The sequence below is a fragment of the Pseudodesulfovibrio sp. S3 genome, assembly GCF_004025585.1.
Lineage (GTDB): Bacteria > Desulfobacterota > Desulfovibrionia > Desulfovibrionales > Desulfovibrionaceae > Pseudodesulfovibrio.
The window spans coordinates 231,204-255,036 of record NZ_QTZO01000002.1 but is presented as its reverse complement, the minus strand read 5'-3'; the positions used below and the strand labels follow the sequence as shown (position 1 = coordinate 255,036).

22 protein-coding genes are annotated in these 23,833 nt (G+C 58.8%); 16 read left to right on the top strand and 6 right to left on the bottom strand.

Annotated elements, in window-relative coordinates; genetic code table 11:
- Nucleotides 1-11: 11 nt before the first annotated feature.
- Nucleotides 12-362, bottom strand: coding sequence for a metalloregulator ArsR/SmtB family transcription factor (locus DWB63_RS02920; protein WP_128327313.1), 351 nt, complete (start codon nt 360-362; stop codon nt 12-14).
- Nucleotides 363-647: 285 nt separating this feature from the next.
- On the opposite strand from DWB63_RS02920, the gene DWB63_RS02915 reads away from it, so the two are divergent.
- Nucleotides 648-2,009, top strand: a complete 1,362-nt coding sequence (locus DWB63_RS02915; protein ID WP_128327312.1) for a phosphomannomutase/phosphoglucomutase — start codon at nt 648-650, stop codon at nt 2,007-2,009.
- 417 nt (nt 2,010-2,426) lie between these two features.
- Here DWB63_RS02915 and DWB63_RS02910 read toward each other — a convergent pair whose 3' ends face one another.
- Nucleotides 2,427-4,517: a molybdopterin-dependent oxidoreductase gene (locus DWB63_RS02910; RefSeq protein ID WP_128327311.1), complete on the bottom strand. Its 2,091-nt coding sequence runs from the start codon at nt 4,515-4,517 to the stop codon at nt 2,427-2,429.
- Between the two features lie 271 nt (nt 4,518-4,788).
- On the opposite strand from DWB63_RS02910, the gene DWB63_RS02905 reads away from it, so the two are divergent.
- The 3 genes from DWB63_RS02905 to DWB63_RS02895 all read left to right on the top strand — a co-directional run bounded on the left by DWB63_RS02905 (nt 4,789) and on the right by DWB63_RS02895 (nt 7,123).
- On the top strand, nt 4,789-5,238 hold the full coding sequence (locus DWB63_RS02905; protein WP_128327310.1) for a 4Fe-4S dicluster domain-containing protein: 450 nt from the start codon (nt 4,789-4,791) through the stop codon (nt 5,236-5,238).
- Nucleotides 5,239-5,320: 82 nt separating this feature from the next.
- The gene (locus tag DWB63_RS02900) at nt 5,321-6,442 is read left to right on the top strand and encodes a sulfite exporter TauE/SafE family protein (protein WP_128327309.1); all 1,122 of its coding nucleotides are present in this window, start codon (nt 5,321-5,323) and stop codon (nt 6,440-6,442) included.
- Nucleotides 6,443-6,505: 63 nt separating this feature from the next.
- Entirely contained in the window at nt 6,506-7,123 is a 618-nt protein-coding gene (locus DWB63_RS02895) for a hypothetical protein (protein ID WP_128327308.1), read from the top strand.
- A gap of 69 nt (nt 7,124-7,192) precedes the next feature.
- Here DWB63_RS02895 and DWB63_RS02890 read toward each other — a convergent pair whose 3' ends face one another.
- A complete protein-coding gene (locus DWB63_RS02890) occupies nt 7,193-7,705 on the bottom strand; it encodes a PH domain-containing protein (protein WP_128327307.1) in 513 nt (170 codons plus the stop codon).
- Nucleotides 7,706-7,866: 161 nt separating this feature from the next.
- On the opposite strand from DWB63_RS02890, the gene DWB63_RS02885 reads away from it, so the two are divergent.
- The 5 genes from DWB63_RS02885 (at nt 7,867) to DWB63_RS02865 (ending at nt 14,821) form a co-directional block, all read left to right on the top strand.
- Nucleotides 7,867-8,799, top strand: a complete 933-nt coding sequence (locus DWB63_RS02885) for a phosphate/phosphite/phosphonate ABC transporter substrate-binding protein (RefSeq protein WP_128327306.1) — start codon at nt 7,867-7,869, stop codon at nt 8,797-8,799.
- Between the two features lie 114 nt (nt 8,800-8,913).
- The gene (locus DWB63_RS02880; RefSeq protein WP_347231958.1) at nt 8,914-10,875 is read left to right on the top strand and encodes an ATP-binding protein; all 1,962 of its coding nucleotides are present in this window, start codon (nt 8,914-8,916) and stop codon (nt 10,873-10,875) included.
- 3 nt (nt 10,876-10,878) lie between these two features.
- Nucleotides 10,879-11,244: a response regulator gene (locus tag DWB63_RS02875; protein ID WP_128327304.1), complete on the top strand. Its 366-nt coding sequence runs from the start codon at nt 10,879-10,881 to the stop codon at nt 11,242-11,244.
- Between the two features lie 60 nt (nt 11,245-11,304).
- Nucleotides 11,305-13,758 (top strand): PEP/pyruvate-binding domain-containing protein, encoded by a 2,454-nt coding sequence (locus DWB63_RS02870; RefSeq protein ID WP_128327303.1) that lies wholly within the window; start codon nt 11,305-11,307, stop codon nt 13,756-13,758.
- Nucleotides 13,751-14,821, top strand: coding sequence for a dual specificity protein phosphatase family protein (locus tag DWB63_RS02865; RefSeq protein ID WP_128327302.1), 1,071 nt, complete (start codon nt 13,751-13,753; stop codon nt 14,819-14,821). The genes DWB63_RS02870 and DWB63_RS02865 overlap by 8 nt, the downstream gene beginning before the upstream one ends.
- A gap of 67 nt (nt 14,822-14,888) precedes the next feature.
- Here the strand turns inward: DWB63_RS02865 and DWB63_RS02860 are convergent, their stop codons facing one another.
- From DWB63_RS02860 to DWB63_RS02850, 3 genes are read right to left on the bottom strand one after another with little or no spacing between them, the layout of a single operon-like run.
- Nucleotides 14,889-15,743 carry a hypothetical protein gene (locus tag DWB63_RS02860; RefSeq protein ID WP_128327301.1) on the bottom strand — a complete coding sequence of 285 codons (855 nt, stop codon included), beginning with the start codon at nt 15,741-15,743 and terminating at the stop codon, nt 14,889-14,891.
- An 11-nt stretch (nt 15,744-15,754) separates the two neighbouring features.
- Nucleotides 15,755-16,036 (bottom strand): hypothetical protein, encoded by a 282-nt coding sequence (locus DWB63_RS02855; RefSeq protein WP_128327300.1) that lies wholly within the window; start codon nt 16,034-16,036, stop codon nt 15,755-15,757.
- Nucleotides 16,037-16,044: 8 nt separating this feature from the next.
- Nucleotides 16,045-17,139, bottom strand: coding sequence for a pyruvate carboxyltransferase (locus tag DWB63_RS02850; protein WP_128327299.1), 1,095 nt, complete (start codon nt 17,137-17,139; stop codon nt 16,045-16,047).
- 323 nt (nt 17,140-17,462) lie between these two features.
- On the opposite strand from DWB63_RS02850, the gene nifH reads away from it, so the two are divergent.
- The 7 genes from nifH (at nt 17,463) to DWB63_RS02815 (ending at nt 23,808) form a co-directional block, all read left to right on the top strand.
- Nucleotides 17,463-18,290, top strand: a complete 828-nt coding sequence (gene nifH / locus DWB63_RS02845) for a nitrogenase iron protein (RefSeq protein WP_128327298.1) — start codon at nt 17,463-17,465, stop codon at nt 18,288-18,290.
- 55 nt (nt 18,291-18,345) lie between these two features.
- Nucleotides 18,346-18,699, top strand: coding sequence for a P-II family nitrogen regulator (locus tag DWB63_RS02840; protein WP_128327297.1), 354 nt, complete (start codon nt 18,346-18,348; stop codon nt 18,697-18,699).
- Complete coding sequence (locus DWB63_RS02835; protein WP_128327296.1) at nt 18,699-19,073, top strand: P-II family nitrogen regulator; 375 nt, start codon at nt 18,699-18,701, stop codon at nt 19,071-19,073. Before DWB63_RS02840 ends, DWB63_RS02835 begins: the two co-directional genes overlap by 1 nt.
- 20 nt (nt 19,074-19,093) lie before the next feature.
- A complete protein-coding gene (nifD, locus tag DWB63_RS02830; RefSeq protein WP_128327295.1) occupies nt 19,094-20,731 on the top strand; it encodes a nitrogenase molybdenum-iron protein alpha chain in 1,638 nt (545 codons plus the stop codon).
- A 141-nt stretch (nt 20,732-20,872) separates the two neighbouring features.
- Nucleotides 20,873-22,246, top strand: coding sequence for a nitrogenase molybdenum-iron protein subunit beta (gene nifK / locus DWB63_RS02825; RefSeq protein WP_128327294.1), 1,374 nt, complete (start codon nt 20,873-20,875; stop codon nt 22,244-22,246).
- A 71-nt stretch (nt 22,247-22,317) separates the two neighbouring features.
- A complete protein-coding gene (locus DWB63_RS02820; protein WP_128327293.1) occupies nt 22,318-23,490 on the top strand; it encodes a radical SAM protein in 1,173 nt (390 codons plus the stop codon).
- Between the two features lie 18 nt (nt 23,491-23,508).
- Entirely contained in the window at nt 23,509-23,808 is a 300-nt protein-coding gene (locus tag DWB63_RS02815; protein WP_128327292.1) for a (2Fe-2S) ferredoxin domain-containing protein, read from the top strand.
- Nucleotides 23,809-23,833 lie beyond the last annotated feature (25 nt).

The window sequence follows — 23,833 nt, the reverse complement described above, 5'->3', positions numbered from 1 at the left end:
TTGTTGTCGTGTTAGTCCGTACAGGTTTCCGTGTTCTTGGTGTCCAGATGGCTCATGAGCCGTCCGTAATCCTGTCTGGCCTCTTTCATGGCCGGGAGGTTCCGCCTGAGCTGTTGGAGTATCAGGGACTGTATTTCATCGGCCGGGGCGGTCAGCGTGTAGTAGACCCACTTTCCGTTGCGGCGGCTCGACACCCAGTCGCTTTTTTTCAGGAAGGACATGTGCCGTGATACCGTGGACTGAGGCAGATCCAGCCCGGCCATCAGGTCGCATACGCAAAGCTCGCCATGGGCCAGCAGCCTGAAGATCCTCAGCCGTGTAGGGTCGCTCAATCCCTTGAAGCGCAACGCAAGGTGTTCCATGAGGGAACATATAAATCCGCTTATGCGGATACGTCAATGGGTCCGTTGTGACAATTTCGTGTCAATCGGAACGGTGGAGGTTTGCGGGATTATTCCGTATACGATGTCGGGAAGGGAGCGGTTCATGGCCTGTGCATGGAGGATTATTATTTTGCAGGCTGCAGAGGTATCCCTTGGCAACAAAGTTGAATTCGTGCTTTGATTGCAGTCCGGCCCGTGCTACTGGCCGGATCGAACAGACCAAACAGACAAACTGCTCGGTACCCGGAGCAGGGAGGAACTCAGATGAAGCCAATTTTACGGGAAGTATTCAGGACCTATGATATTCGCGGCATAGTTGACAGTGATTTCGATGAAGAATGGGTGGAACGCCTGGGCCGGGCTTGCGGAACGTATTTTCTGCAGCACGGTTCCAAGGTGGCCGTGGTCGGCCACGACTGCCGCCATTCATCCCCGGCCTATGCCGAGGCCATGACCCGCGGACTCAATGCCACCGGCGTTGACGTCATCACCATCGGCCAGGTTTCTTCACCGGCCTTTTATTGGGCGGTCACCAAGTTCGGTGAAACCGCAGGGGTCATGATCACCGCCAGTCACAATCCGTCGGAATACAATGGATTCAAGGTCTGGCAGGGTGTCAGCACCATCCATTCTGAAGAGGTGCAGGTGGTCTACGACATCATGGAGAAGGGCGATTTTCCCAAGGGAAGCGGCTCTGCCCGGCATGAGGAGATCCTTGGCAAGTACGTCGAGGAACTTGCGGCCGACGTCACCTTCAAGCGGCCTGTGAAAGTGGTCGTCGACGGAGGCAACGGCACGGGCGGCACCCTGACGGCGGATGCCCTGGAGCGGGCCGGTGCTGAAGTGATCCGTCTCTATTGCGACCCCGACGGCGATTTCCCCAACCACCACCCGGACCCGGTGGTGGAGAAGAATATGGCGGCCCTGCAAAAAACCGTGCTGGCGGAAAAGGCCGATATAGGCATCGGTCTGGACGGTGACGGCGACCGTATCGGCGTGGTCACGGAAAAGGGCGAACTGCTCTTTGGCGACCAGTTGGTGGCCATTTATGCCCGCGACATCCTCAAGACGTTTCCGGGCGCGTCCATCATCGGCGAGGTCAAGTGCTCCCATCTCATGTATGCCGACATCAAGGCCCACGGCGGGGACGCGGTCATGTGGAAGACCGGCCACTCCCTGATCAAGGCCCGTATGCGCGAGATCGATGCCAAATTCGCGGGCGAGATGAGCGGGCACATGTTCTTTGCGGACCGGTACTACGGCTTTGACGACGCCACGTATGCGGCCCTGCGCATCGTGGAGATATTGAGCCAGTCCGATGAACCGATGAGCGGTCATCTCAAGACATGGCCCAAGACCTATTACACCCCGGAACTCCGGGCGGAGTGCCCCGAGGCCCTCAAGCCCCGGGTGGTGCAGAAGGCCGTGGAGTATTTCAGCTCCAAGTTCGATGTCGTGGACATCGACGGCGTGCGAGCGATCTTCCCTGACGGCTGGGGGCTTATCCGTGCCTCCAACACCCAGCCCGTGCTGGTTCTGCGTTTCGAGGCCGAGACCCAGGAGCGGCTGGACGAAATCAGGACCATGTTCGAAGACAAGCTCAAGACCTGGATTGCCGAAGGCTAGACGCCATATCGAATCAACACAGTTGCGCCTTCCATACGGACGGCGCAACTTTTTTATGCCTCCTGCCCCCCCCACTCCCTCTCCCTTCCTAACCTTTTCGGGTCGCTCCGCGAACCAGCCCGATATATTCTTCTCAAACTGGAGCAATTTCGGGTGGCCAGCACCTGAACAGCGGCTCTTTTCTTCCGAAGTCGTCTGATAACGCGATCAGGCTTCCGGGAGTGTGTCAGATGTGCATTTTTTCGGGCGCAGCCGCCCCGCAGCCGTATTCCCAGACGGCGAGGACTCGGCAAGGCCGAAAAATGTGCAGATGGCCTGCTCCCGTAAGCCGCACTACGAGCGGGTCCGGCCCCAAAAAAAGGAAAGACCGGCATCGGGGGCGATACCGGTCTTTCCCATATCGGGGGTGAGAGTGGTTTAGGCTTTTTTGACTTCGATGAAGTGTTCCTGCATGGCGATGGCTCCGCCGCCCTTGTCCCAGTTTCGGATGCCCTTGGGCATCAACTGGTTGTCGGCGGCACCCCGGCCGCGTGCGCGGGATTCGCACGGCAGGTCATGGCCGAAGCCGTGGACCATGAATACGGCTTCGGGATGGATGAAGTCAGTGACGAACGCCTTGATCTTGGCATTGTACCCGTTGTTGCTGACGGTGACGTAATCGTCGGTGTTGATGCCGAGCGCTTGGGCGCGTTTGGTGTTGATCCAAAGGACGTTTTCCGGCATGCGCTCGAAGAGCAGGGAGTTGTTCACCGTATGGCCTTGAGTGTGCAGGGCGCAGCGGCCGAAGGTGATGCGGAATCTGTCCGCAGGCGGCTGTTCGGGGGAAATGTAGGGCTTCAGCGACGACTCGCCGTCGGCTTCAAGCTTGGCGTCGATGATCTGCACCTTGCCGGAGGGGGTCTTGAAGGACCCTTCCTTGACCGGTTGGTACAGGGGGTCGGCGGCCAGGGAAACGATGCCGGTTTTTTCGAAGTCTTCCACGGACACGCCGGTGCCTTCGAGTTGGAATTTCCAGATGTCCTCGATATTGTCGAAGTCGAGTTCCTTCAGGCCCATGCGTTTTGCCAGCCCAGCGTATATTTCCCAGATGGCCTTGGTGTCATACAGCGGCTGCATGGCTCGTTTGCGCACCTGGAAGCACGGCTTGGGACCGTTCTTGGTCATGATGATTTCGTCCCGTTCCAGATAGGGCGAGATCGGCAGGACCACATCGGCGTACCAGGCGGTGTCGGACCAGGAGAAGGTCGCGGCCACCAGCAGTTCGATATTGTCCCACATGGATTTGACGTCGGCCATGTCCGGGAAGGCCATGAGCGGATCGTGCCGCTGGACGATGTACGCCTTGATCGGATACGGGCTTTCGTCTTCGGCGGCCTCGTATGCCAGGTTGACCAGGCCGGGACCGGCGTCGAAGTGCTTGCGTCCGTGCATCCAGCCCACGCCGTCGGCGCGCTTGCCCTCGGGTTTCGGGTAGAGTTCCATGAAGCTCTTGAGACCCTTGCGGCCCACATCGCCGGGCTTGTTCATGAAAGGCAGGCCGCCCTTGGCGCCGACCGCGCCGAGCAGGGCGTTGATGATGTAGATCATGCGGGTCATATTGAACGAGTCGGTGTAGCGCGCGGTCATCCAGCCCGGATGCCAGATGACGCTGGGTGCGCCTTCGGCGAGCTGTTGGCAGAAATCGATCAGGGCTTCTGCGGACACGCCGGTTTCCAGGGCGGCCCACTCGGGCGTATAGGGCTGGACGAATTCCTTGAGCTTGTCGAAATCCTCCACCCAGTCGGCCACGAACTTCTTGTCGTACAATTCATTATTGATGAGAACGTTGATGACGGCCAGGTTGAAGCCGTAGTCCGTGCCGGGACGGATGAGGAAGAAATTGTCGGCCTTGGTGGCCGGGACATTGGCGCGGATGTCGATGACCGTCAGCTTGCAGCCCTTTTCCATGCCGGTGAGCAGGTTGTTGACCTCGGCCACGTTGACGGCTTCCATGATGTTTCGCTGTTGCAGGATGACGTGCTTGGCGTTCTTGAGGTCATAGGAAACGCTTTTGCGGCCGAACCCGAAGACGGACAGGGCGGCGTTCTGCACGTTGCGGGCGCAGGCCGAGTCGTGGTTGTTGTAGTTGGCCGTACCTATGCCACGAAGAAAGGCGCGGTAGAAGTCGCGGAAGGGGCCGCCACGGTCGGAAAAGAGGACCGAATCCTTGCCGTAGGAGTCCTGGATACGGGTCAGTTCATCGGCCACGTAGTCCAGGGCTTCGTCCCAGGAAACCTGTTTCCACTTGCCTTCGCCCCGTTTGCCGGTGCGGACCATGGGATACTGCGGACGTTCTTCATCATAGGTCAGGGCCGTTCCGGCCGCGCCGCGAGGACACAGGGAGCCCATGATGCCGGGAGCATCCGGGTTGCCCTGGATATACTCGGCCTTGCCATCGACCACCTCGACCTCGATGGGGCAGCGCACCGAGCACATGCCGCACAAGCTTTTCACATATTCCTTATTCATACGCTTCCTCCAGTACAGACGGGGATGAATGTGTACAGTTCTCTATATGCTGTGGACCGTATCTTTGTCAGACAAGCCTCTGCAACACATTACCAGCATGTGAAAGAGTGCACATTATTTTTCTTTATTTAAACGTGAAAAACAGGTTATATTGCTGTTTGATTGAGAAAAGTATCACAAGCCAGGAGTTCATTGACCGTGAGCCTGTTTTTCTCCAGTCCTTAGTCATCATTAAAACTGCGCTCCAAACACGAAGTCTTGAGAGGTGGATATGGCCGGTTATAGAATTAAATTTGACAAGAAACGTTGTATTGCCTGCAACGCCTGCCTGATTCACTGCAAGGTGAAGAACAAGGTTCCTGCGGGGTTGTCCCTCAACCGGATGGAGGTTGAGGGGCCCATTGCCGGCAAGGACGGCAAGCCTACAGCCAAACTGAAATACCAGAACTGTATGCATTGCAAGAAGCCAGAATGTGTTGCCGCATGTCCGACCGGGGCCATGTATAAGCGCGAGGACGGGCTTGTGCTGGTGCATATGGACAAGTGCGACGGCTGTAAGGCCTGCATCGAGGCATGTCCCTGGCAGGTTCCGGTGTTCAACGAGGTCACGGGCAAGATTCTCAAGTGTGATTATTGCGTGGACAGGGTGGATGCCGGCGGCACACCTGCCTGCGTTGTCGGCTGCACGACCAGCGCACTCAGCTTCGTGCGTCCGGAATAGACTGGTACAAACTTCGCGGTCCTGGGGCGGCGGAGTAATCTTTAGGGGTTCTTAACTATTATTCATTGAGGAGGAGGTAACAGTGTTACGTTCCAAAAAAACTCTTCTGATGTTGGCCTTGGTAGCTGCCGTGTGTTTCATGGCAGAGCCTGCCATGGCCGATCGTCTGGCTGATGCCATTGCCGAAGCCCAGCCCACAGGCGAACCCGGTTATCTGGGGATCCCCGGCGGACCGCAGCTCAACATCATCATCGGCCTTGTCTGGGCGATCTGGGTTGGCTGGATTTTCTCCACTGTCGGAGCGTTCGGCGGCATCATGGCCGGTGTCGGCCACATCACCATCTACGGACTGGGCGATTACGCCAGCTCTTTCGGCAAGGGTGCCAAGCTGAACAAGGTCGTCACCGACTCCATCCGCGTGTCCAACCAGTGGCTGGTGGGTTGTTCCGCAGCCCTGTCCTCCTTCAACTACTGGAAGGCCGGTCGCCTGGTGCTGCCGCTGGGCATTGCCCTGGCCATCGGTTCCGTGGCCGGTTCCTGGCTGGTGCCCTGGCTCACCGCAGGCAAGATCAGCCTGAAGGCCTACATCGGCTACTTCGGTCTGTTCGTCCTGTTCCTGGGCTGCTACCTCTTCTATGAAACCACCCCCAAGGGTCAGGAAAGCAAGAAGGCCGCCAAAAAGGCCGCCGAAGCCTTCCAGAAATCCGTCAAGGAACAGCAGGCCGGCGGTACCGTGGACATGGCCGAGATGGGCGTCAAGGTCCAGAAGTTCACCCCCATGGCCTGTGAATTCACCTTCTTCGGCGTCGAGTTCAGCTTCAATCCCCTGATCCCGGTTGTCGGCGGTTTCTTCATCGCTGCTCTGGCTTCCTTCCTGGGCGTTGGCGGCGGCTTCCTGCTGGTGCCGTTCCTGACTTCCGTGGCCGGTCTGCCCATGTATCTGGTGGCCGGAACCTCGGCCATGGCCGTTTTCGTCGGCATGGTCAACTCCATTGCCTCCTACATGATCCTGAAGTCCACTCCGATCGAGTGGAGCCTGATCGGCGCCGAGCTTGTCGGCATCGTCATCGGTTCCGTCATCGGACCCAAGACTTCCAAATACATCCCGGACATCTGGCTGAAGCGCATCTTCATCGTGCTGGCTGTCTACGTGGGTCTCAAGTACACCCTGAAGGGCTTCTTCGGAATCCTGCTGCCCATCTAGTATCTGAACGGAACAACGGAGGCCGCCCGATCCGGGCGGCCTCCGTCAAACACAGGAAACAGCATGACCGGTTTCATGATTTATGAATTTCTCGATCCCTGGTTGATCTGGGCCTTCCGCACGAGCGGCAACCCCTACGTGGGTTTTGCCATAGGCGTGTTCTGGATCTGCCTTTTGGCCACGATCATCGGTGAACTGGGCATGGCTGGCGTCTATTTCCTGAACAAGAAGCATTTCGCCACCATCAATCGCGACATGATCGATCACCACAACTTTTCGGTCAAGGCGCTTGGTGCCAAGGACAAGACCGCGTGGAAGGCCTGCAACTCGTTGGCCAATGACGCGTTCGGCAAGAATTTCTTTGCCCGCATCGCCCTGTTCGCGTCTTCGCTGTGGGTGGTGCCTTTCGGCATAGGCTGGCTTTTCTACCGCTTCGGTGAAGTGGATTTCACCGTTCCCCTTCTGGGCGAGGTCAGTCCGGCCTTCATTTTCATTCCGGCGTATATCCTGACCCGGTATCTCTTCAGCCTGTCCAAGCCGTGGCTGCCGTTTTTCCGCACCATCCAGCAGCGGGTGAAAGAGAACGAGGCCGGAGACGAGATGATGACTTTCGTCGATCTGCTCGATGAAAAAGACAGGGCCACGGTCTTGAAGAAGCGGCCAGCGCCTCAAGGCTCTTAGGATGTAGACAAAATGAAAGCCGCCCTTACGGGGCGGCTTTGTTCTTTGATATGATCGGCGGGTCGGAATCTATGGCCCGACCTTTTTCACCGCTTCCATGAAGCCGGGGAGGTCGGACGGTCCGAGCAGGTAGAGCCGGTCTGCGGTCTGGATGCAAAGGACGTCCGGCCGGTTGCTCACGATGACCGCCTCGGTGCCGTCCTTGACCTCTACAACGCCGGATTTGTAGCCGCCGAAGGTCATGTACTTTTTGGTTTTGCCGATCTTGAACGTGTCGTCGGTGGCCAGGTTCACCGGAAAGGTCTTTTCCACCGATGCCCAGGGGATGACTGCCGAGGCAAAGGGCGGGGCAGCCAGGAGCACTCCTTCCTCGGCCACGGTGATGACGGCGCGTTTGGGCGTGATGTACAGCATGTACCAATAGAAAAGAGAGAGCGGTCCGGCCACGGCGATCAAGCAGATGCCGGTCCAGGTCAGTCCCGAGTTGAAGCTCCAGGCCACTGCCGCAGCCACGCAGGTCACGGCCAGCAGGAAAAGGGTCAGGACCAGTTTGCTCATGGGGATCTTGTATGTGGATGCCATGTCTATTACTCCTTGGGATTGCGCGTTGGTGCGCGCCTGGTTTTTATACTGTCTCCGGGGTACATTGCCAAGGGATTAAGACATATTGGACTGCGGACTGAATTTCTGTATGGTTTCAGAGGGTGTTCCGAACATGGCACGAGGAGCGTTGGATACAGACAATGATGAATAAAGCGAGAGTCCTGATCGGGATGATCCTGCTCCTGCCGGTTTTGGCGGCGGGTCTGGTTGCGTGCACGGACGAGGAGCCTGTGCGGGTCGATCTGTCCAAACGCGAGGCCTTGGTGGCCCCCAGGCAGGTGGATGCCATTACCTATGCCTATCTGCCCCAGTATTCGCATACCATTTCCTACCAGCGCCACCGCCGGATGCTGGAATACCTCCGGCAGACCACCGGGCTGCCGCTTCGTCAGATCTTTCCGGATACCTTTGACGAGCACATCAAGATGGTCGAGCGTGGGGAGATAGACATCTCCTACTCCAATCCCTTTGTATATGTCAGACTGGCCAAGGCCGGTGCCCAGGCCTTTGCCCGGGTCATCGAGCCGTCGGGTGAGCCGAATTTCAGGGGACAGATCATCACCCGGAGTGACAATGCCGAAATCCGGGATATAGCGGACTGCCGAGGCAAGCGGTGGGTTGCCGTGGACCCTGATTCCGCAGGCGGCTATCTTTTCCCGTTGGGACTTTTCTTTGACAACGGCATCCAGGTGGAAGACTTCGAAACCGTGGATTTTGCTCCCGGCCCCGGCGGCAAACAGGAAAAGGTCGTATTGTCGGTGTACGCCGGAGTTTACGATATCGGGACCATTCGCAAGGGAACCCTGGATGTGGTGGGAGGGAAGATCGACCTGGGCGCCATTCGCGTCCTGGCGGAGACCCGTGCCTATCCCGGCTGGGTTTATTCGGCCAGGAAAGGACTCGATCCCGAGGTGGTCGAGGCCATTTCCAAGGCCATGTTCGCCCTGGATCACGAAAACGAGGCCCACAAGCTGATTCTGAGCGCAGCCGGTATTCGCGGCGTCATTCCGGCCAAGGATATCGACTACGGCCCGGTCAGGGAACTGGCCGAAAAACTCGGTCTGGACCGGTAGGCAGGGTCGGCCATGCGTCTTTTCCCCAGGCTTCGGTTTCGTACAAAGCTCAATCTGGGCATTGGGTCCATCCTTGTTGCCATGGCCCTGCTGCTCTTGCCGCTGATAGGGACCATGAGCGCCAGATCCCTGGTGGAGGAAAGCAAGAAACGCGGTTCGGCCCTGGTCGAAAGTCTGGCCATTCGCGCGGTGGACCCCATGCTCGCGCGCGATTTTTTGCGGTTGAAGAACATGGTGGACGAGCAGAGTTCCGTGGAAGACGTGGCCTACGCCTTTGTTCAGGACAAAACAGGCCATGTCATGGTCCACACTTTCCAGAAGGGTTTTCCCGTGGACCTGCTTGTCGTCAATCAGGATGTTGCCGATGAGACCGTGCATATTCAACTGCTGGCTGACGGTTCCCGCCGTATCTATGATTTTGCCGTGCCTGTGCTGGTTTCGGACGGCCACCTCGGGACCGTGCGCATCGGGTTGTCCCAGGCGCGCATACAACAGGCCGTACAGCACCAGATCACGCTCATGGCCGGTCTTTTTGCCGGTGCCCTGATCCTGGCCACCTCCATAGGCACCATCTTTGCCAGGCGGGTCACTGCCCGGCTGGGGCGGTTGCGGACCCATGCCGAAGAGATGCTTACCGGCAATCTGGACACCCTGTCGGGGCCGACGAGCGGGGTGCATTGCTGGGAAAAGCAGAACTGCAAGATCACGCAATGCCCGGCCTATGGCGAGGTTCGTCGCCGCTGCTGGTATATTGCCGGAACCATGTGCCCGGACTGCAACAACGAGGGGAATTTTCAGTGCCGCCTGGAGTCGTGCCGAAAGTGCTCGGTGTATCGTGAAAATGCGGGCGATGAGATTCAGGATCTGGCCGAAACCTTTGATGTCATGGCCCTGACGCTCAAGACGCATATCGATGAGCTGTGCGATGCGGAACGCAACCTGCGCGACCAGCAGCGGCTCATGCGGACCATTTTGGACGTGACCCCGGACCGCGTTTCCCTGATCGGGCCGACAATGCGTTATCAGGGTTGCAACAAGAGTTTTGCGGAATCCGTGGGCATGTCCTTGGCCGAGGTCGAGGGCAAGACCGATTTTGATCTGTTCGAGGAAGCCGAGGCCGAGGAGCGGCACCTGGCTGCCCGTGACATCCTTGAATCCGGCGCCCGGCTGGACACCCAGGTCAAGGTCCAGGGTGCGGACGGAGATCGGTGGTATCACGTGGTGTGCATTCCGGTCCTGAACGATGAAGGCCGCATTGATGGGCTGCTCCGCACGGATCGCGACATCACGGACATCAAGAGTTATGAGAACCAGCTTATCCAGGCGCAGAAGATAGAGTCTCTGGGGTTGTTGGCCGGAGGTGTGGCGCACGAGATCAACACCCCTCTCGGCATCATTCTCGGCTATGCCCAGTTGCTGCAGGAAGATGTGGAATCCGGCAGTCAGATTCACCAGGATCTGGCGATCATCGAGAAGCAGACACAGGTATGCAAGAAGATCGTTGCCGACCTGCTCGGATTCTCACGGCAGTCCGAGTCCGCCAAGCGCGAGATGTGTTTCAACAACTCCGTCATGGAGGCGATCAGTCTGGTGCGCCATACCTTGGAGTTGGACAAGGTATCGATTCTCACCCAGTTGGACGATCGTTTTCCGATCATCTACGGCGATCCGGAAAAGCTCAAGCAGGTGTGGATCAACCTGCTCACCAATGCGCGCGATGCCATGAGCGGCAAGGGCGGAACCATCCTCATCCGAACCCGCCTGGACGCCCCCATGGGCATCGTGTCCCTGTGGGTGGCGGATAACGGTTCGGGCATCGGCGAGGACGTGCTCAAGAAAATTTTCGATCCGTTTTTCAGCACCAAGGCCGTGGACAAGGGAACAGGTCTCGGGTTGTCCGTGTCGTTCGGTATCATCAAGGACCACGACGGTATGATCCGGGCCATAAGCCCGGTTCCGGAAGACTTCGGTTTCCCGGCGGTCCAAGGCGGGCAAGGCGGAGTCGGTACAGTCTTTGAAGTCAATCTCCCCCTGGATCATCAGATGGGGGAAGGTCAAGAATCCGAAAAGGAGTAGAACATGGCGAATATACTGGTTCTGGACGATATCTCCGATGCCGGGGTGCTGGTCAAACGCATCCTGGAACGCAAGGGGCATACTGTGGCCAATTTCACCGAGGAGGAGGACGCGCTCAAACATGCGGCCGGAAATCCGTTGGACCTGGTCATCCTGGACATCAAGCTCAAGAAGATGACCGGTGTGGAGGCCCTGGAGGAGTTCAAGAAGATCAACCCGGACGTGAAGGCGATCATGCTCACGGGCTATCCCACACTGGAGACGGCCCGTGAATCGTTGCGCCTTGGGGCCAAGGAATATTGCGTCAAGCCCATCAACAAGGAAGAGCTTGAAACCAAGGTCGAAGAGGTCCTCGGGGCCGACGGCTGATCATCCCTTTTCCCGCATCGCCGATGAGTGCCGCCATCACGTTTTAGCCAAGGAACGCCCATGCACATCAAGCAACTCTTCAAGCATTGGACTTACCAGGTGTTTGCACCCGGAACCCTGCTTCGGCGCAAGTACGAGGCGTTCAAATCATTGTTGGCACACGACGCCGTGGCCCTTGAACTGATCGCCGATCTTGAGGAGATGTTTTACGGCAAGCGGCTGGCGGACCGGCAGCGCGCAGTCTGGCTGACCAACCGGCTGTCGAACGCCGTGAGCACCATGGCCGGTCAGCTCATGGAGATGAATCCCACCCGGTACATGGATCTGCCGGAGTACTTCCGCAAGATCGATTTCTACGTGCGCATGGCCATGGAGCTGGAACAGCCCGATGTCGGCCCTCCGTATATTCTCACCCTGGAAGAGGCCGGTGCGTTTCCTCGACTGGCGGGCGGCAAGGCCTCCAATCTCGGTCGGGCCAAGGCCGAGAGCGGCGTGCCGGTGCCGCCGGGTTTTGTCGTTACGGCCAACGCGTTTAACTACTTCATCGATTTCAACGGCTTGAATGAAGAGGTCGAAAAAAGGCTTCGTCAGATGGTGGTGGGGGATCGCGATCTGCTTGCCCGGCTTACGGCCGAGTTGCAGGAGTTGATCCTGGCCGCTGAAATCCCGGAGGAAATAGCCCGCGGCATCCGGTTCGGCGTGTCCGAGATAATCGAGGGAGACGACCTGATCGCGGTCCGGTCCAGCGCCCTGGCCGAGGACGGTGAGATATCCTTTGCCGGTCAATACGCCTCGGAGCTCAATGTCCAGCCCAACGACGTTTTGGAGGCCTACAAGCGGGTGTTGGCGGGCAAGTATTGTCCCCGTGCCATTTCCTATCGCATTTCCAACGGATTGACGGACAGCGAGACGGCCATGGCCGCGCTGGTCATTCCCATGGTGGAGGCGGAGACAGCCGGTGTGGTCTATTCCCGTGATCCCGACTGCCGCGGCGGCAACGCCATAGGCGTGTACGGCGTGCGCGGGCTGGGACACGGCCTGGTGGACGGTTCCGTTTCTCCGGTAAAGGCCACATTGACACGCGAGAAGGTGCCCCGCCTGGATGAAGCCTGCACCCCCGACGAGGGAGGGTTGCCTTCGGAGGCATCCCTGGTGGAGCTGGGCCGTTTGTCCATGCAGTTGGAAGACGCCTTTGGCTGTCCTCAGGATATCGAGTGGGCCGAGGACGTGACCGGGAAGCTGTTTATCCTGCAGGCCCGTCCATTGCAGCAGGAGCGGGATAGGGCCGCAGAGGACCATGCTCCAGTGCCGTTTTTTGTCATGCCGATTGCGCAGGGATTGGAGCGGGCGTCCACAGGCGCCGGGTGCGGTCCAGTCTATTTCGCAGCCACGGGCGAGGCCCTTGCCCAGATTCCAGAGGGGGCCGTGGTGGTCACCCCGACCTTGAAACCGGCGTTGCTGACGTTCGTCAACAGGATCAACGGCGTCATCGCAGGGACGGGCAGTCGGGCGAGCCATTTCGCCTCCGTTGCCCGCGAGTCGGGTGTGCCCGTGGTGGTGGGCGATCTTGATATGAATCTTGAACCCGGCCAATTGGTCACCGTGGACGGCACGAACGGAGCCATCTACGACGGGTGCGTGGAAGAGATCATGACCCGCGCCCGGGAAGGACAGCTGGTATCCGAGCGGGTGGTGGAGCAGTACTCCAAGGTCTCGCCCCTGACGGTGAAACTCTCTTTGACCGACCCTCAGTCCGAAGATTTCACGCCCATGGGCTGCAAGAGCCTGCATGATGTGGTCCGCTTCTGCCACGAGAAGGCCGTGAACGAGATGTTCACGCTCATGGACAAGAAGGGACGCGGGATGCACGCGGCCAAGCGCCTGGCGACCAATCTTCCTCTGGTCATGTATGTCCTTGATCTGGGCGGCGGATTTTTCGAAAATGCAGGCGAGGGCAAGACCGTCTCGCCCCAGGATATAAAATGTCGGCCCATGTGGGCACTCTGGTTCGGGCTTTCCGATGAACGGGTCGCATGGCCTGCGCGGTTGACGGCCATGGATTGGGAGGAGTTCGACAGGATCTCGGGCGGTATTTTCAGCTTCGATTCCAAGCTGCTGGCGAGCTACGGTCTGGTCTCGGAAGACTACCTCCACCTGATGGTCCGGTTTGGCTATCACTTCTCCGTGGTCGATGCCATCTGCAGCCCTGACTCGGATGCAAACTATGTCAATTTCCGGTTCAAGGGGGGCGGAGCCGGGTTTGATCAGCGGCTGCTCCGGTTGGAGTTCATCCGTGGTGTGCTGGACCGGTATGGATTCGAGACCTCCACGCGCGGCGACATGATCGACGCCAAGTCCGTTCGGCTGGGAGAGAACGAGACGCACCGGCTGCTGGTCCGGCTGGGCTATCTCATGGCCGTGACCCGGCTTATGGACATGCGTATGGAAAACGAGGAACAAGTGGCAGCCGAAGTGGAGAAATTCCTGGTCGATGCGGAGAAGCGCAATGAGTGATTCGGAGAAGGAGCTGGCCTATAAGGTGATCTGGGTCACGGACCAGCTCGGCGTTGGACATGCTCCCATGAGTCACCCACAGCTCAATGCCATTCGGGCGCAGGGCGTGGACGCCATCCTCAATTTGTGCGGCGAGTTTTGCGACCTGCACGACATCGAAAAGGACGCTGGATTCGAAGTCCATTACCTCCCCCTGGAAGACGAGGAGGCCCCTGGTCTCATCGAACTGGAAAAGACCCTTGCGTGGTTGGACGAGGCCATTTATCTCGGCAAGAAGGTGCTCATTCACTGTCGTCACGGTATCGGGCGGACCGGTACCGTGCTCAACGCCTATCTGCTCAGGCGGGGGTTGGGGCACAAGCTGGCTGGCAGGGCGCTCAAGAAGCTCAAGAGCAAACCCGCCAATTTCGTACAGTGGCGCACCGTCCGAAAGTACGGCAAGCAGTCGGGCCAGTTGACCGTGCGTGAACCCTCTTTGGAGTTCAAGCGGCTGGTCGACCTGTCGCCGTTCTTCAATGACTACATCGAACTCGTCCAGCGTGTGGAGGAGAGCGGCCAGGCCGTGGACGGGCTGGCCTGCGGTCTGGACCACGCCCAGTGCTGCACCACGCCAGTCAGGCTGACTCTGGCCGAGGCCGTGTATATTTCAAACCGCATCAATCAGAAGCTGTCCGGTGAAGAGCGCCTCAAGGTCATCGAACGGGCCGTGGCCACTGCTCAGGCCGAGCGTCAGGCGAACAAGGATGTCGGCCAGGGCCGGGAAGGGGAATACTGTCTGTCGGAAGTCGGAACGGTTTGTCCGTTGCTTGACGACGGCAACTGCCTGCTTTTCGAGCAGCGTCCGCTCCAGTGCCGGGCCTTTGGCCTCGATCAGAGCGGGGACGGCGGATTGTGGGGCGAGTTGATTACGCCCGCCCTGAACAAGATATCCTCGGAAATCTGGCTGGCCTATACAGGCTCCATGGCAAGCGTGGATATGCCGCACTTCGCTTTGCCGGATGTTGTCTCCGGGAAATTCATGGAAACCATCTTCCGGTACATGATGGAACAGGGACTGGCTTAGTCTCTTTCCTGATGCGCCTCCACATGTCTGCGCAGCGGACACGCCTCCAGCTTTTTTTTCAGTGATCCTAGATCGAGCAACGCAGCGTGCCGAAGGGGTGGGTCAGTTGTGGCAGGTATGGCTCGGCAAGAAAGACGTGCCCGGCCCGAGGCAGGTGCAATGCCCCTGCGTCCGGGGTGATCTGCACGGTGACCTCTCTTTCGTTGAAACGCACTTTCATGGGGACCACTTCCTTGTCCGTGTCGCCGCAAAGGCTGTCGCGATACTCCGGGGTGAAGCCTTGGGTATGGCCGTCCGGGGTGATCACTTTCAGTTTGGTCAGGGTCGTGATCACCTGACATACCTCGCCGGACTCGTCGAACGCCAGGGAATTGGCGTCCCCGTTGACGCCCACGACGTCCGGGTCGAAAGCGGCCATTTCCCCGGCCAGGGTCTTGACCAGGGTGGGTTTTGCCGGTTCCAGGGACCGGACTTTTCCGTCCCTGGTGAAGCTGATGCCGATGCGCGTTTCAATGACGCCGACCGGAGTGGGCACGGACAGGGTTTCGCCCGGCCAGAGGGTGACACTGCGGATGCTTTGGTTCTCGTAAAAACTCACGCTCAGGAATTTGGCCGTGAGCACGCCGATGGGGGAGATAAGGGTGATCGGCTCTGCCAGTCCGGCCTCGTCCTCCTGACTCCAGTAGCCGGACAGTTTGCCGTTGAGGGGAAAGATGCGGTTGATGACGCCGTTTTCATGGAAGGATATCAACTCGGCGGGCAGTTCCCCGGCCTGGGTCACAATGGTGGTCTGTCTTTCCAGCGGCACGGATTTAATGCTGCCCGAAGGATGGTATTCCATGGGCAGTATCTCGCGTTTTCTGAGGTCGTCGTCCGTGTGTTGCGGGATCAGGTCGCCGTACTGGGTGGATATGATCTGCATGAAAAGTCTCCCTATGCGTCTTGAACGGCGCGTTGTGTGTGACAGGTGCAGGGAACCGGGGCGCGTCTCCCTTGCGGAACGGGACAAGGGCGTTCGGTCAAGTCCCTTTGCTCCAGGAGGAGCATGGTCATGTAGCCGACGATCAGTAATGTCAGTGAGAGCAGTCCCGCCTGACCGTATCCCATTCCGGAGTGTCCGAAGGTGGCGATGACATCCGTTTGCAGGCCTTGCGCGTGGGCCGTGCCGGACATGACGCCGAGCCACAGGCATAGGTAAAAGGCTTTCTTGAGCATGTGACCTCCTAGTTTTTGATGAGTTGCGACAATTCGGGGTCGGTCAGGGGGCGTTCCAGCTTCCAGGCGAGTTTCCTTACCTGGGCGACAAGGGCCGTGATGCAGTGTTCCGGGAGATCGCGGCCCTGGTCCGCAAGGGCATGTTTAATGGCGGCGCGTCCACTCTTTCCGCCGACCGCGACCTTCCTGTCGGCGCCGACGGTCTCCGGGGCGTAAGGCTCGAAGAGTTCGGGAAATTTGCTGAGGGCGTGGGCGTGGAGGCCGGATTCGCAAGCGAAAATGTCCTCGCCCGCAATGGACTTGGTGCGGGGAATCGGTATCCCGGCAGCTTGAGATACGAAATGGCAGAGTTCCCGAAGGCCTTCAATCGTGTACGCATGGCTTTTCTCCTTGAGCGTCAGGTGGGCGGCCAATTCCTCGGTGGCCGCGATGCCGGAACGTTCTCCGATGCCGAGCAGGCTGGCGTCAGCATACTGCGCGCCGCAGGCCAGGGCGGTGACGGCGTTGCCCGTGGCCATGCCGAAGTCGTCGTGGCAATGCACGGCCAGGTCCATGGATAGATTTTTGGCGAATGTGTTGACCAGGGCGGCCATCCGTAATGGGGTGAGTACGCCCAAGGAGTCGGACAGGCGGACGCGGGACGCTCCTGCGTCCTGCGCCAGCCTGGCCGCCCTGAGAGCGAAGTCCGTGTCGGCCCTGGAAAGGTCTTCAAGGCCGACAGAGACATACTCCATGCCAAGGAGCCCGGCGGCGAAAACGGTACGGGCCAGGCGTTCAAGCAGCCCCTCGCGGTCGGTTCCAAGGCGGTGTTCGATATGTTGGTCCGAAATCGGGACGCCGATGTTGACCCGGTCGATGTCGAGTCTGGATGCGGTGCGGATGTCCGCTTCGCGGCATGGACACCAGACGGACAGTGCCGTGGCGCCGCAACTGGGTCGCACTCTACCTATCAATTCTTCAAGATCTTCCTGTCCGACCCAGCCCAGTTCGATTTCCTCCACTCCGGCATCGAGAAGCCCGATGACGATCTTCTCTCTGGTCTCCATGGAGAAGTACGCCCCGAAAAGCTGCGCCCCTTCTCTGAGTGTGGTGTCGATCAACATGGCACTGTCTCCTCCTGTATTGTTGGCATGAACTGACTCTCTCTTGAGCATGAAGGGTGCCAAAGTGGTTGCTCTGTCTAAATTGTTAATATTATTGTAAAAATTTATTGACGAAAAAGGGCTGAAATTACCTACGTTTTTGTAGATTCCTACACTTCTGTCGATAATCACTGTGGTTTCCTACACTTTTCGTAGGCGTTTGTTTTTCGATCATTTTTTATAAATTGCTTGTTAAAATAGTGTGTTAGCCGACTCAAGCGGCTTTGGCACATCCTTTGCCTTAGGGGGTTGCATCTACGCAAGCAAACCCATGGAGGAAAATCATGAGGAAAGTAGCAATTTACGGAAAGGGCGGAATCGGAAAGTCAACCACCACGCAGAACACTGTTGCCGGCCTGGCGGAAATGGGACGGAAGATCATGGTCGTCGGCTGTGACCCCAAAGCGGACTCCACCCGTCTGCTGCTCGGCGGTCTGGCCCAGAAATCGGTGCTCGATACCCTTCGCGAAGAAGGCGAGGACGTGGAACTCGAGGATATCCGCAAGCCCGGCTTCGGCGGCACATGGTGTGTCGAATCCGGCGGCCCGGAACCCGGTGTCGGCTGTGCAGGCCGCGGTATCATCACTTCCATCAACATGTTGGAATCCCTTGGCGCCTACGAAGAATCCGAAGGGCTGGATTACGCCTTTTACGATGTCCTCGGCGACGTTGTCTGCGGCGGATTCGCCATGCCCATTCGTGACGGCAAGGCCGAAGAAATCTACATCGTCTGTTCCGGCGAAATGATGGCCATGTATGCGGCCAACAACATCTGCAAAGGCATCATGAAGTATGCGGAATCCGGCGGCGTCCGTCTCGGCGGTCTGATCTGCAACTCCCGCAACACCGACCGCGAGGCCGACCTGATCACCGAACTGGCATCCAAGCTCGGCACCCAGATGATCTACTTCGTGCCCCGCGACAACGATGTCCAGCGTGCCGAGATCAACCGCAAAACCGTTATCGAATGGGACGGCAGTGTGACGCAGGCCAACGAGTACCGCGGTCTGGCCAAGGCCATTGATGAAAACACCATGTTCACTATTCCGACTCCCCTTGAGATTGAACAGCTTGAACAGTTGCTGCTCGACTACGGCATCATGGATGCCTAAACAGCACTTTATTAATCAAAGTACTTAAATAACAGTAAGATAGGAGAGAGTCAAAATGATGATTATGGTACGAGCAATTGTGCGGCCCGAGAAAGCGGATCATGTCCTGGCCACCCTGATGGATAACGGCTTTCCGGCTGTCACAAAATATTCCGTTGCCGGTCGCGGCAAGCAGCGCGGCATCAAGATCGGCGAAGTCACCTATGACGAAATCCCCAAGACCATGCTCATGAGCGTGGTCAAGGCGGAGGACAAGGAATTCGTCATCTCCACCATCATGGATGCGGCCCGCTCCGGCGTGAAGGGCGCATTCGGCGACGGCAAGATCTTCGTCACCGAAGTGGAAGACGTCTACACCATCAGTTCCGGCGTGTGCGACACCGCCGCCGCTTCCGAGGAGGCCGCGTAATGAAGGAAGTCATCGCAGTTGTGCGCATGAACATGATGAATCGTACCAAGTCCGCCCTGACCGAAGCCGGCATAGACGCCTTCTTCGCTCACGAGGCACAGGGCCGGGGCAAGGGGTTCGTCAACGCCAACGTCCTTGAGGGCGCCGAGGGCGGCTACGAAGAAGCCGCCGCCGTCCTGGGCGAGAAAGGCAAGCTCTATCCAAAGCGCATGGTAACGGTAGTGGTCCCGGACGACATGGTTGGCGACGTGGTGGAGGCCATCACCAAGGTCAATCAGACCGGCAAGCCCGGAGACGGCAAGATCTTTGTACTGCCCATGGGTGATGCGGTCCGCGTACGCACCGGTGAAAAGGGCGCAAAGTCCATCGTTTAGCATAGTTAGGAGAATTCGAGATGGCAAAGACCAAAAAGCTGGTGCAGTTCACACCCACCGAAATCAAGGACGAACTTCTCAAGAAGTATCCGCCCAAGGTGGCAAGAAAGCGCGCCAAGCAGATAATGATCAATGAAGCTCAGGAGAATGAGACGCCGTCAGAGATAGTGGCGAACGTGCGCACCATCCCCGGCATCATCACCATGCGCGGCTGCACCTATGCAGGCTGCAAGGGCGTTATTCTCGGCCCCACCCGCGATCTGGTGAACATCACCCACGGCCCCATCGGCTGCGGATTCTACTCCTGGCTTACCCGTCGCAACCAGACCGATCCGGGTCCGGATGGCGAGAACTATATGCCGTACTGTTTCTCCACCGACATGCAGGATCAGGATATCATCTTCGGCGGAGAAAAGAAGCTGGCGGCAGCCATCCAGGAAGCCTACGACCTCTTCCATCCCAAGGGCATCGCCATATTCGCGACCTGCCCCGTGGGCCTCATAGGCGACGACATCCACGCCGTTGCCAAGAAGATGAAGGCCAAGTTCGGCGACTGCAACGTTTTTGCCTTCTCCTGTGAAGGGTACAAAGGCGTGTCCCAGTCCGCCGGTCACCATATCGCCAACAATCAGGTCTTCACTCACCTTGTCGGCGAGAACGAGAAGCCCAAGGAAGGCGAGTTCAAGATCAACCTGCTCGGTGAATACAACATCGGCGGCGACGGTTTCGAGATCGACCGCATCTTCAAGCTGTGCGGCATCACCAACATCGCCACCTTCTCAGGCAACTCCTCATACGATCAGTTCGCCTCCGCCCAGCATGCCGACCTGAACACGGTCATGTGCCATCGGTCCATCAACTACGTGGCCGACATGCTCGAGACCAAGTACGGCATCCCTTGGATCAAGGTGAACTTCATCGGCGCAAACGCCACGGCCAAATCCCTGCGCAAGATCGCCGAGTACTTCGGCGACAAGAAGCTCATCGACCGCGTCGAGGCCGTCATTGCCGAGGAAATGCCCGAGGTGGAGGCCGTGGCCGCAGACGTTCGCACGCGCACCGAAGGCAAGACCGCCATGATGTTCGTCGGCGGCTCCCGCGCCCATCACTACGGCGAGCTGTTCTCGGAAATGGGTATGAAGACCATCTCCGCCGGATACGAGTTCGGCCATCGCGACGACTACGAAGGCCGTCAGGTCATCCCGAACCTCAAGGTCGATGCCGATTCCCGCAACATCGAGGAAATCGAGGTCGTGGCGGATGACAAGTACTACAACCCGCGCAAGACGCCCGGCGAGATGCAGGCCCTGGAAGAATCCGGCCTGAAGTTCAAGCACTACGACGGCATGAACCCGGACATGGACAAGGGCACCATCATCGTCGACGACCTGAATCAGTACGAGGCCGAAAAGCTGGTGGAACTCCTCAAGCCTGACGTGTTCTGCGCCGGTATCAAGGAGAAGTACTCCATCCAGAAGCTGGGCGTGCCCATGAAGCAGTTGCACAGCTACGACTCCGGCGGCCCCTATGCCGGGTTCAAGGGCGCGGTCAATTTCTATCAAGAAATAGACCGCCTCGTGAACAGCAAGGTGTGGAGCTACATGAAGGCCCCCTGGCAGGAAAACCCCGAGCTCACCGCCACGTTCGTGTGGGAATAGGCAATTTGTTGAAAACTCCACGCTGGCTGCGTTGCTGTACCGAGGGCGAATCCTCACGCATGCCAGATGCGCTTCGGCCCCGCCCTCGTTTTGCGCCTTGCCAGCGCGGCTTTTGAACAAATTGAAGAAAAGGAATCCATAATGTTACTCAGACATACCCCCACTGAAGTCAAGGAGCGCAAGGCGCTCATGATCAACCCGGCCAAGACTTGCCAGCCCATCGGGGCCATGTACGCCGCATTGGGCATCCATGGATGCCTGCCGCACAGCCACGGTTCCCAGGGGTGCTGCGCCTACCATCGCTCCGCGCTGACCCGGCACTACAAGGAGCCTGTCTCCGCCTCGACCAGTTCCTTCACCGAAGGTGCGTCCGTGTTCGGCGGTCAGGCCAACCTGATGCAGGCCATCGACAACATCTTCACGGTTTATGAACCCGAAGTGATCGCAGTGCACACCACCTGCCTGTCCGAGACCATCGGTGACGACCTGAAGCAGATTCGAGACAGGGCGCAGAAAGAGGGCAAAATTCCCGAAGGCAAGACCGTCATCGGTGCGCCCACTCCGAGCTATGTAGGCTCCCATGTCACCGGCTTCTCCAACATGGTCAAGGCCATGGCGGAGTTGGCGGAACCGTCCGGCAAGAAAAACGGCAAGGTCAACATCATCCCCGGCTGGGTGGAACCCTGCGACATGGCCGAGATCAAGCGCCTGGCCGGTATGGTCGGCGTGGCCATCACCCTGTTCCCGGACACCTCGGGCATTCTCGATGCCCCGCTGACCGGAGAATACAAGATGTTCCCCGACGGCGGCGTGACCATCGACGAGCTCAAGAAGTGCGGCGACGCCATGGGAACCCTGGCTCTGGGCGAGTGGTGTTCCGCTGATGCGGCCCGCTGGCTGGACTCCAAGTGCAAGGTCCCCTGTACCGTGCTGGACATGCCGTTCGGCCTGGCGGCCACCGATCGCTTCATCGACGTGCTGCGCACCGTGGCCGGCGTCACCGTCCCCGACACCGTGGCCCACGAGCGCGGGCAGTTGGTGGACCTGATCTCCGACATGCACCAGTACTTCTACGGCAAGCGGGTGGCCATATGGGGCGACCCGGATCAGCTCATCTCCATGTGCGAGTTCCTCGTGTCCATCGACATGCAGCCCGTCTATGTCGTCACCGGCACTCCGGGCAAGAAGTTCGAGGCGCGCATCAAGGAGATCTGTGCAGGCCAGCCCTTCGAGGTCAAGGTCAAGGCCAAGGGCGACATGTTCCTGATGCACCAGTGGATCAAGAATGAGTCCGTGGACCTGCTCATCGGCAATAGCTACGGCAAATACATTGCCCGTGACGAAGACATCCCGTTGCTGCGCTGGGGCTTCCCCATCCTGGATCGCCAGGGGCATCAGTACTTCCCGACAGTCGGCTACAAGGGCGGACTCAGGCTTCTCGAAAAGATCCTGAACCTGTTGCTGGACCGCAAAGACCGTGACGACCCGGAAACGGGATTCGAACTCGTTCTGTAGCGTACATATCCGCGCCCGGAACAGGGGGCTTACCCCTCTGTTCCGGGCTAACCACCAACCCAAAGGCCGTCATGTCATCGAATTTCATAGCATCCGCCTCCCATCCCTGCTTCGGCATGACCGCCCGCAAGACCGTCGGCCGTCTGCACCTGCCCGTTGCTCCCCGTGCCAACACCCGTAGCCGGTTTTCCGATACGGCCAATTCCAGGCCCGCCATGATGCCGGAAGACGCCGTGACCTGGCTGGACCATGTGATCCGTCAGGGCAAGCCCGTGTCCATGGTGGGCATCACCGGCCCCGGCGATCCCCTGGCCGATCCCGAACCGAGCCTGCGGACCCTGCGGATGGTGCGGGAAAGGTACCCCGAAATTTCCCTGTGCCTGACCACAGTGGGCCTTAACGGTGCCCGGTATGCCGTGGAGTTGGCCGAAATCGGCCTGTCCCACATCACCGTGCTGGTGGACGCCGTGGACCCTGAAGTGGCGGAGAAGCTCTACGCCTGGATTCGTCCTTCCACCAGGACCATGCCCCTGAAGGAGGCCGCCAGGCTGCTGGTCAGCGAACAGGCCGCCGCCATAACCGCCTTCAAGAAGGCCGGATTGACCGTCAAGATCAACACCACTGTCTATGCCGGCTACAATGCCGGTCATGTGGAGGCGGTTGCCGCCTCCATGGCCAATCTGGGCGCGGACATCATGGCCGTTGTTCCGTACCGCCTGACAAGGGAAAGCGAAGAGAATCCGGTCGAGTCCGGCATCGAGATGCTGGCCACGGTCCGGGACCGCGCGGCCCGGCACATGGACCTCATGCCTGCCTGGAACGAGTGCGGCGAACATCTGGTTGGCCTGGAGACGCCTTCCAAGCCGGACGCTTCGGTGTCGATCCTGCCCAAGCCCACTGCCGAGCGGCCCAATGTGGCCGTTGTCAGTTCCACGGGCATGGATGTGGACCTGCACCTGGGCCACGCCATCAAGATCCTCGTCTACGGCCCGCGTGAAGATGGGCTGCCCTGCCTGCTGGAGAGCCGCGACGCCCCCGAACCCGGTTCCGGCGGCAAGAGGTGGGAGACCCTGGCTTCCGGCTTGAGCGACTGTTTCGTCCTGCTCACGGCAGCGGCCGGGGATAATCCGAGACAAATTTTGAGCCGCAACGGTCTGTCCGTCCTGATCACGGACGGGGAGATCGCAGGGACCGTGGATGTGCTCTACGGCGGCGGCAAGAAAGCCAAGAAATGCAAAAAGTAACAAGAAGGAGAATGTGAAATGGCCATACCCGAGAGAATGATCATCTGTTGTCAGTCCTTCCGTGCCGGAGGCGATCCCAAGGGCATCTGTCACAAGCAGACCAACGGGTTCCTCCAGTATATCGAGGAAGAGATTCTGGACCGGGGTCTGGACGCCCTTGTGGTGGCCTCATCCTGTCTCAAGCAGTGCGAGTCCGGTCCCATAATGGTGATCCAGCCCGAGAACTGGTGGTTCAAGGGCGTAGATTCCGAAGGGGCCATCGACGAAATCCTGGACGCATTGGAAGAAGGCGAGCCCTGTGCCGCTTACGCGGTTTGATGATGAATTGAGAGTCCCATGCCTG

Excerpts from the sequence above, each read along its gene's own strand:
- DWB63_RS02840 (WP_128327297.1), top strand. The coding sequence starts at position 18,346 with ATGATGATTATGGTACGAGCAATTGTGCGGCCCGAGAAAGCGGATCAT.
- DWB63_RS02890 (WP_128327307.1), bottom strand. The coding sequence starts at position 7,705 with ATGGCATCCACATACAAGATCCCCATGAGCAAACTGGTCCTGACCCTT.
- DWB63_RS02915 (WP_128327312.1), top strand. The coding sequence starts at position 648 with ATGAAGCCAATTTTACGGGAAGTATTCAGGACCTATGATATTCGCGGC.
- DWB63_RS02885 (WP_128327306.1), top strand. The coding sequence starts at position 7,867 with ATGATGAATAAAGCGAGAGTCCTGATCGGGATGATCCTGCTCCTGCCG.
- DWB63_RS02815 (WP_128327292.1), top strand. The coding sequence starts at position 23,509 with ATGGCCATACCCGAGAGAATGATCATCTGTTGTCAGTCCTTCCGTGCC.
- nifH (WP_128327298.1), top strand. The coding sequence starts at position 17,463 with ATGAGGAAAGTAGCAATTTACGGAAAGGGCGGAATCGGAAAGTCAACC.
- DWB63_RS02860 (WP_128327301.1), bottom strand. The coding sequence starts at position 15,743 with ATGCAGATCATATCCACCCAGTACGGCGACCTGATCCCGCAACACACG.
- DWB63_RS02870 (WP_128327303.1), top strand. The coding sequence starts at position 11,305 with ATGCACATCAAGCAACTCTTCAAGCATTGGACTTACCAGGTGTTTGCA.
- DWB63_RS02880 (WP_347231958.1), top strand. The coding sequence starts at position 8,914 with ATGAGCGCCAGATCCCTGGTGGAGGAAAGCAAGAAACGCGGTTCGGCC.
- DWB63_RS02855 (WP_128327300.1), bottom strand. The coding sequence starts at position 16,036 with ATGCTCAAGAAAGCCTTTTACCTATGCCTGTGGCTCGGCGTCATGTCC.
- DWB63_RS02905 (WP_128327310.1), top strand. The coding sequence starts at position 4,789 with ATGGCCGGTTATAGAATTAAATTTGACAAGAAACGTTGTATTGCCTGC.
- nifK (WP_128327294.1), top strand. The coding sequence starts at position 20,873 with ATGTTACTCAGACATACCCCCACTGAAGTCAAGGAGCGCAAGGCGCTC.
- DWB63_RS02820 (WP_128327293.1), top strand. The coding sequence starts at position 22,318 with ATGTCATCGAATTTCATAGCATCCGCCTCCCATCCCTGCTTCGGCATG.
- DWB63_RS02850 (WP_128327299.1), bottom strand. The coding sequence starts at position 17,139 with ATGTTGATCGACACCACACTCAGAGAAGGGGCGCAGCTTTTCGGGGCG.
- DWB63_RS02835 (WP_128327296.1), top strand. The coding sequence starts at position 18,699 with ATGAAGGAAGTCATCGCAGTTGTGCGCATGAACATGATGAATCGTACC.
- DWB63_RS02895 (WP_128327308.1), top strand. The coding sequence starts at position 6,506 with ATGACCGGTTTCATGATTTATGAATTTCTCGATCCCTGGTTGATCTGG.
- DWB63_RS02865 (WP_128327302.1), top strand. The coding sequence starts at position 13,751 with ATGAGTGATTCGGAGAAGGAGCTGGCCTATAAGGTGATCTGGGTCACG.
- DWB63_RS02875 (WP_128327304.1), top strand. The coding sequence starts at position 10,879 with ATGGCGAATATACTGGTTCTGGACGATATCTCCGATGCCGGGGTGCTG.
- DWB63_RS02920 (WP_128327313.1), bottom strand. The coding sequence starts at position 362 with ATGGAACACCTTGCGTTGCGCTTCAAGGGATTGAGCGACCCTACACGG.
- DWB63_RS02910 (WP_128327311.1), bottom strand. The coding sequence starts at position 4,517 with ATGAATAAGGAATATGTGAAAAGCTTGTGCGGCATGTGCTCGGTGCGC.
- nifD (WP_128327295.1), top strand. The coding sequence starts at position 19,094 with ATGGCAAAGACCAAAAAGCTGGTGCAGTTCACACCCACCGAAATCAAG.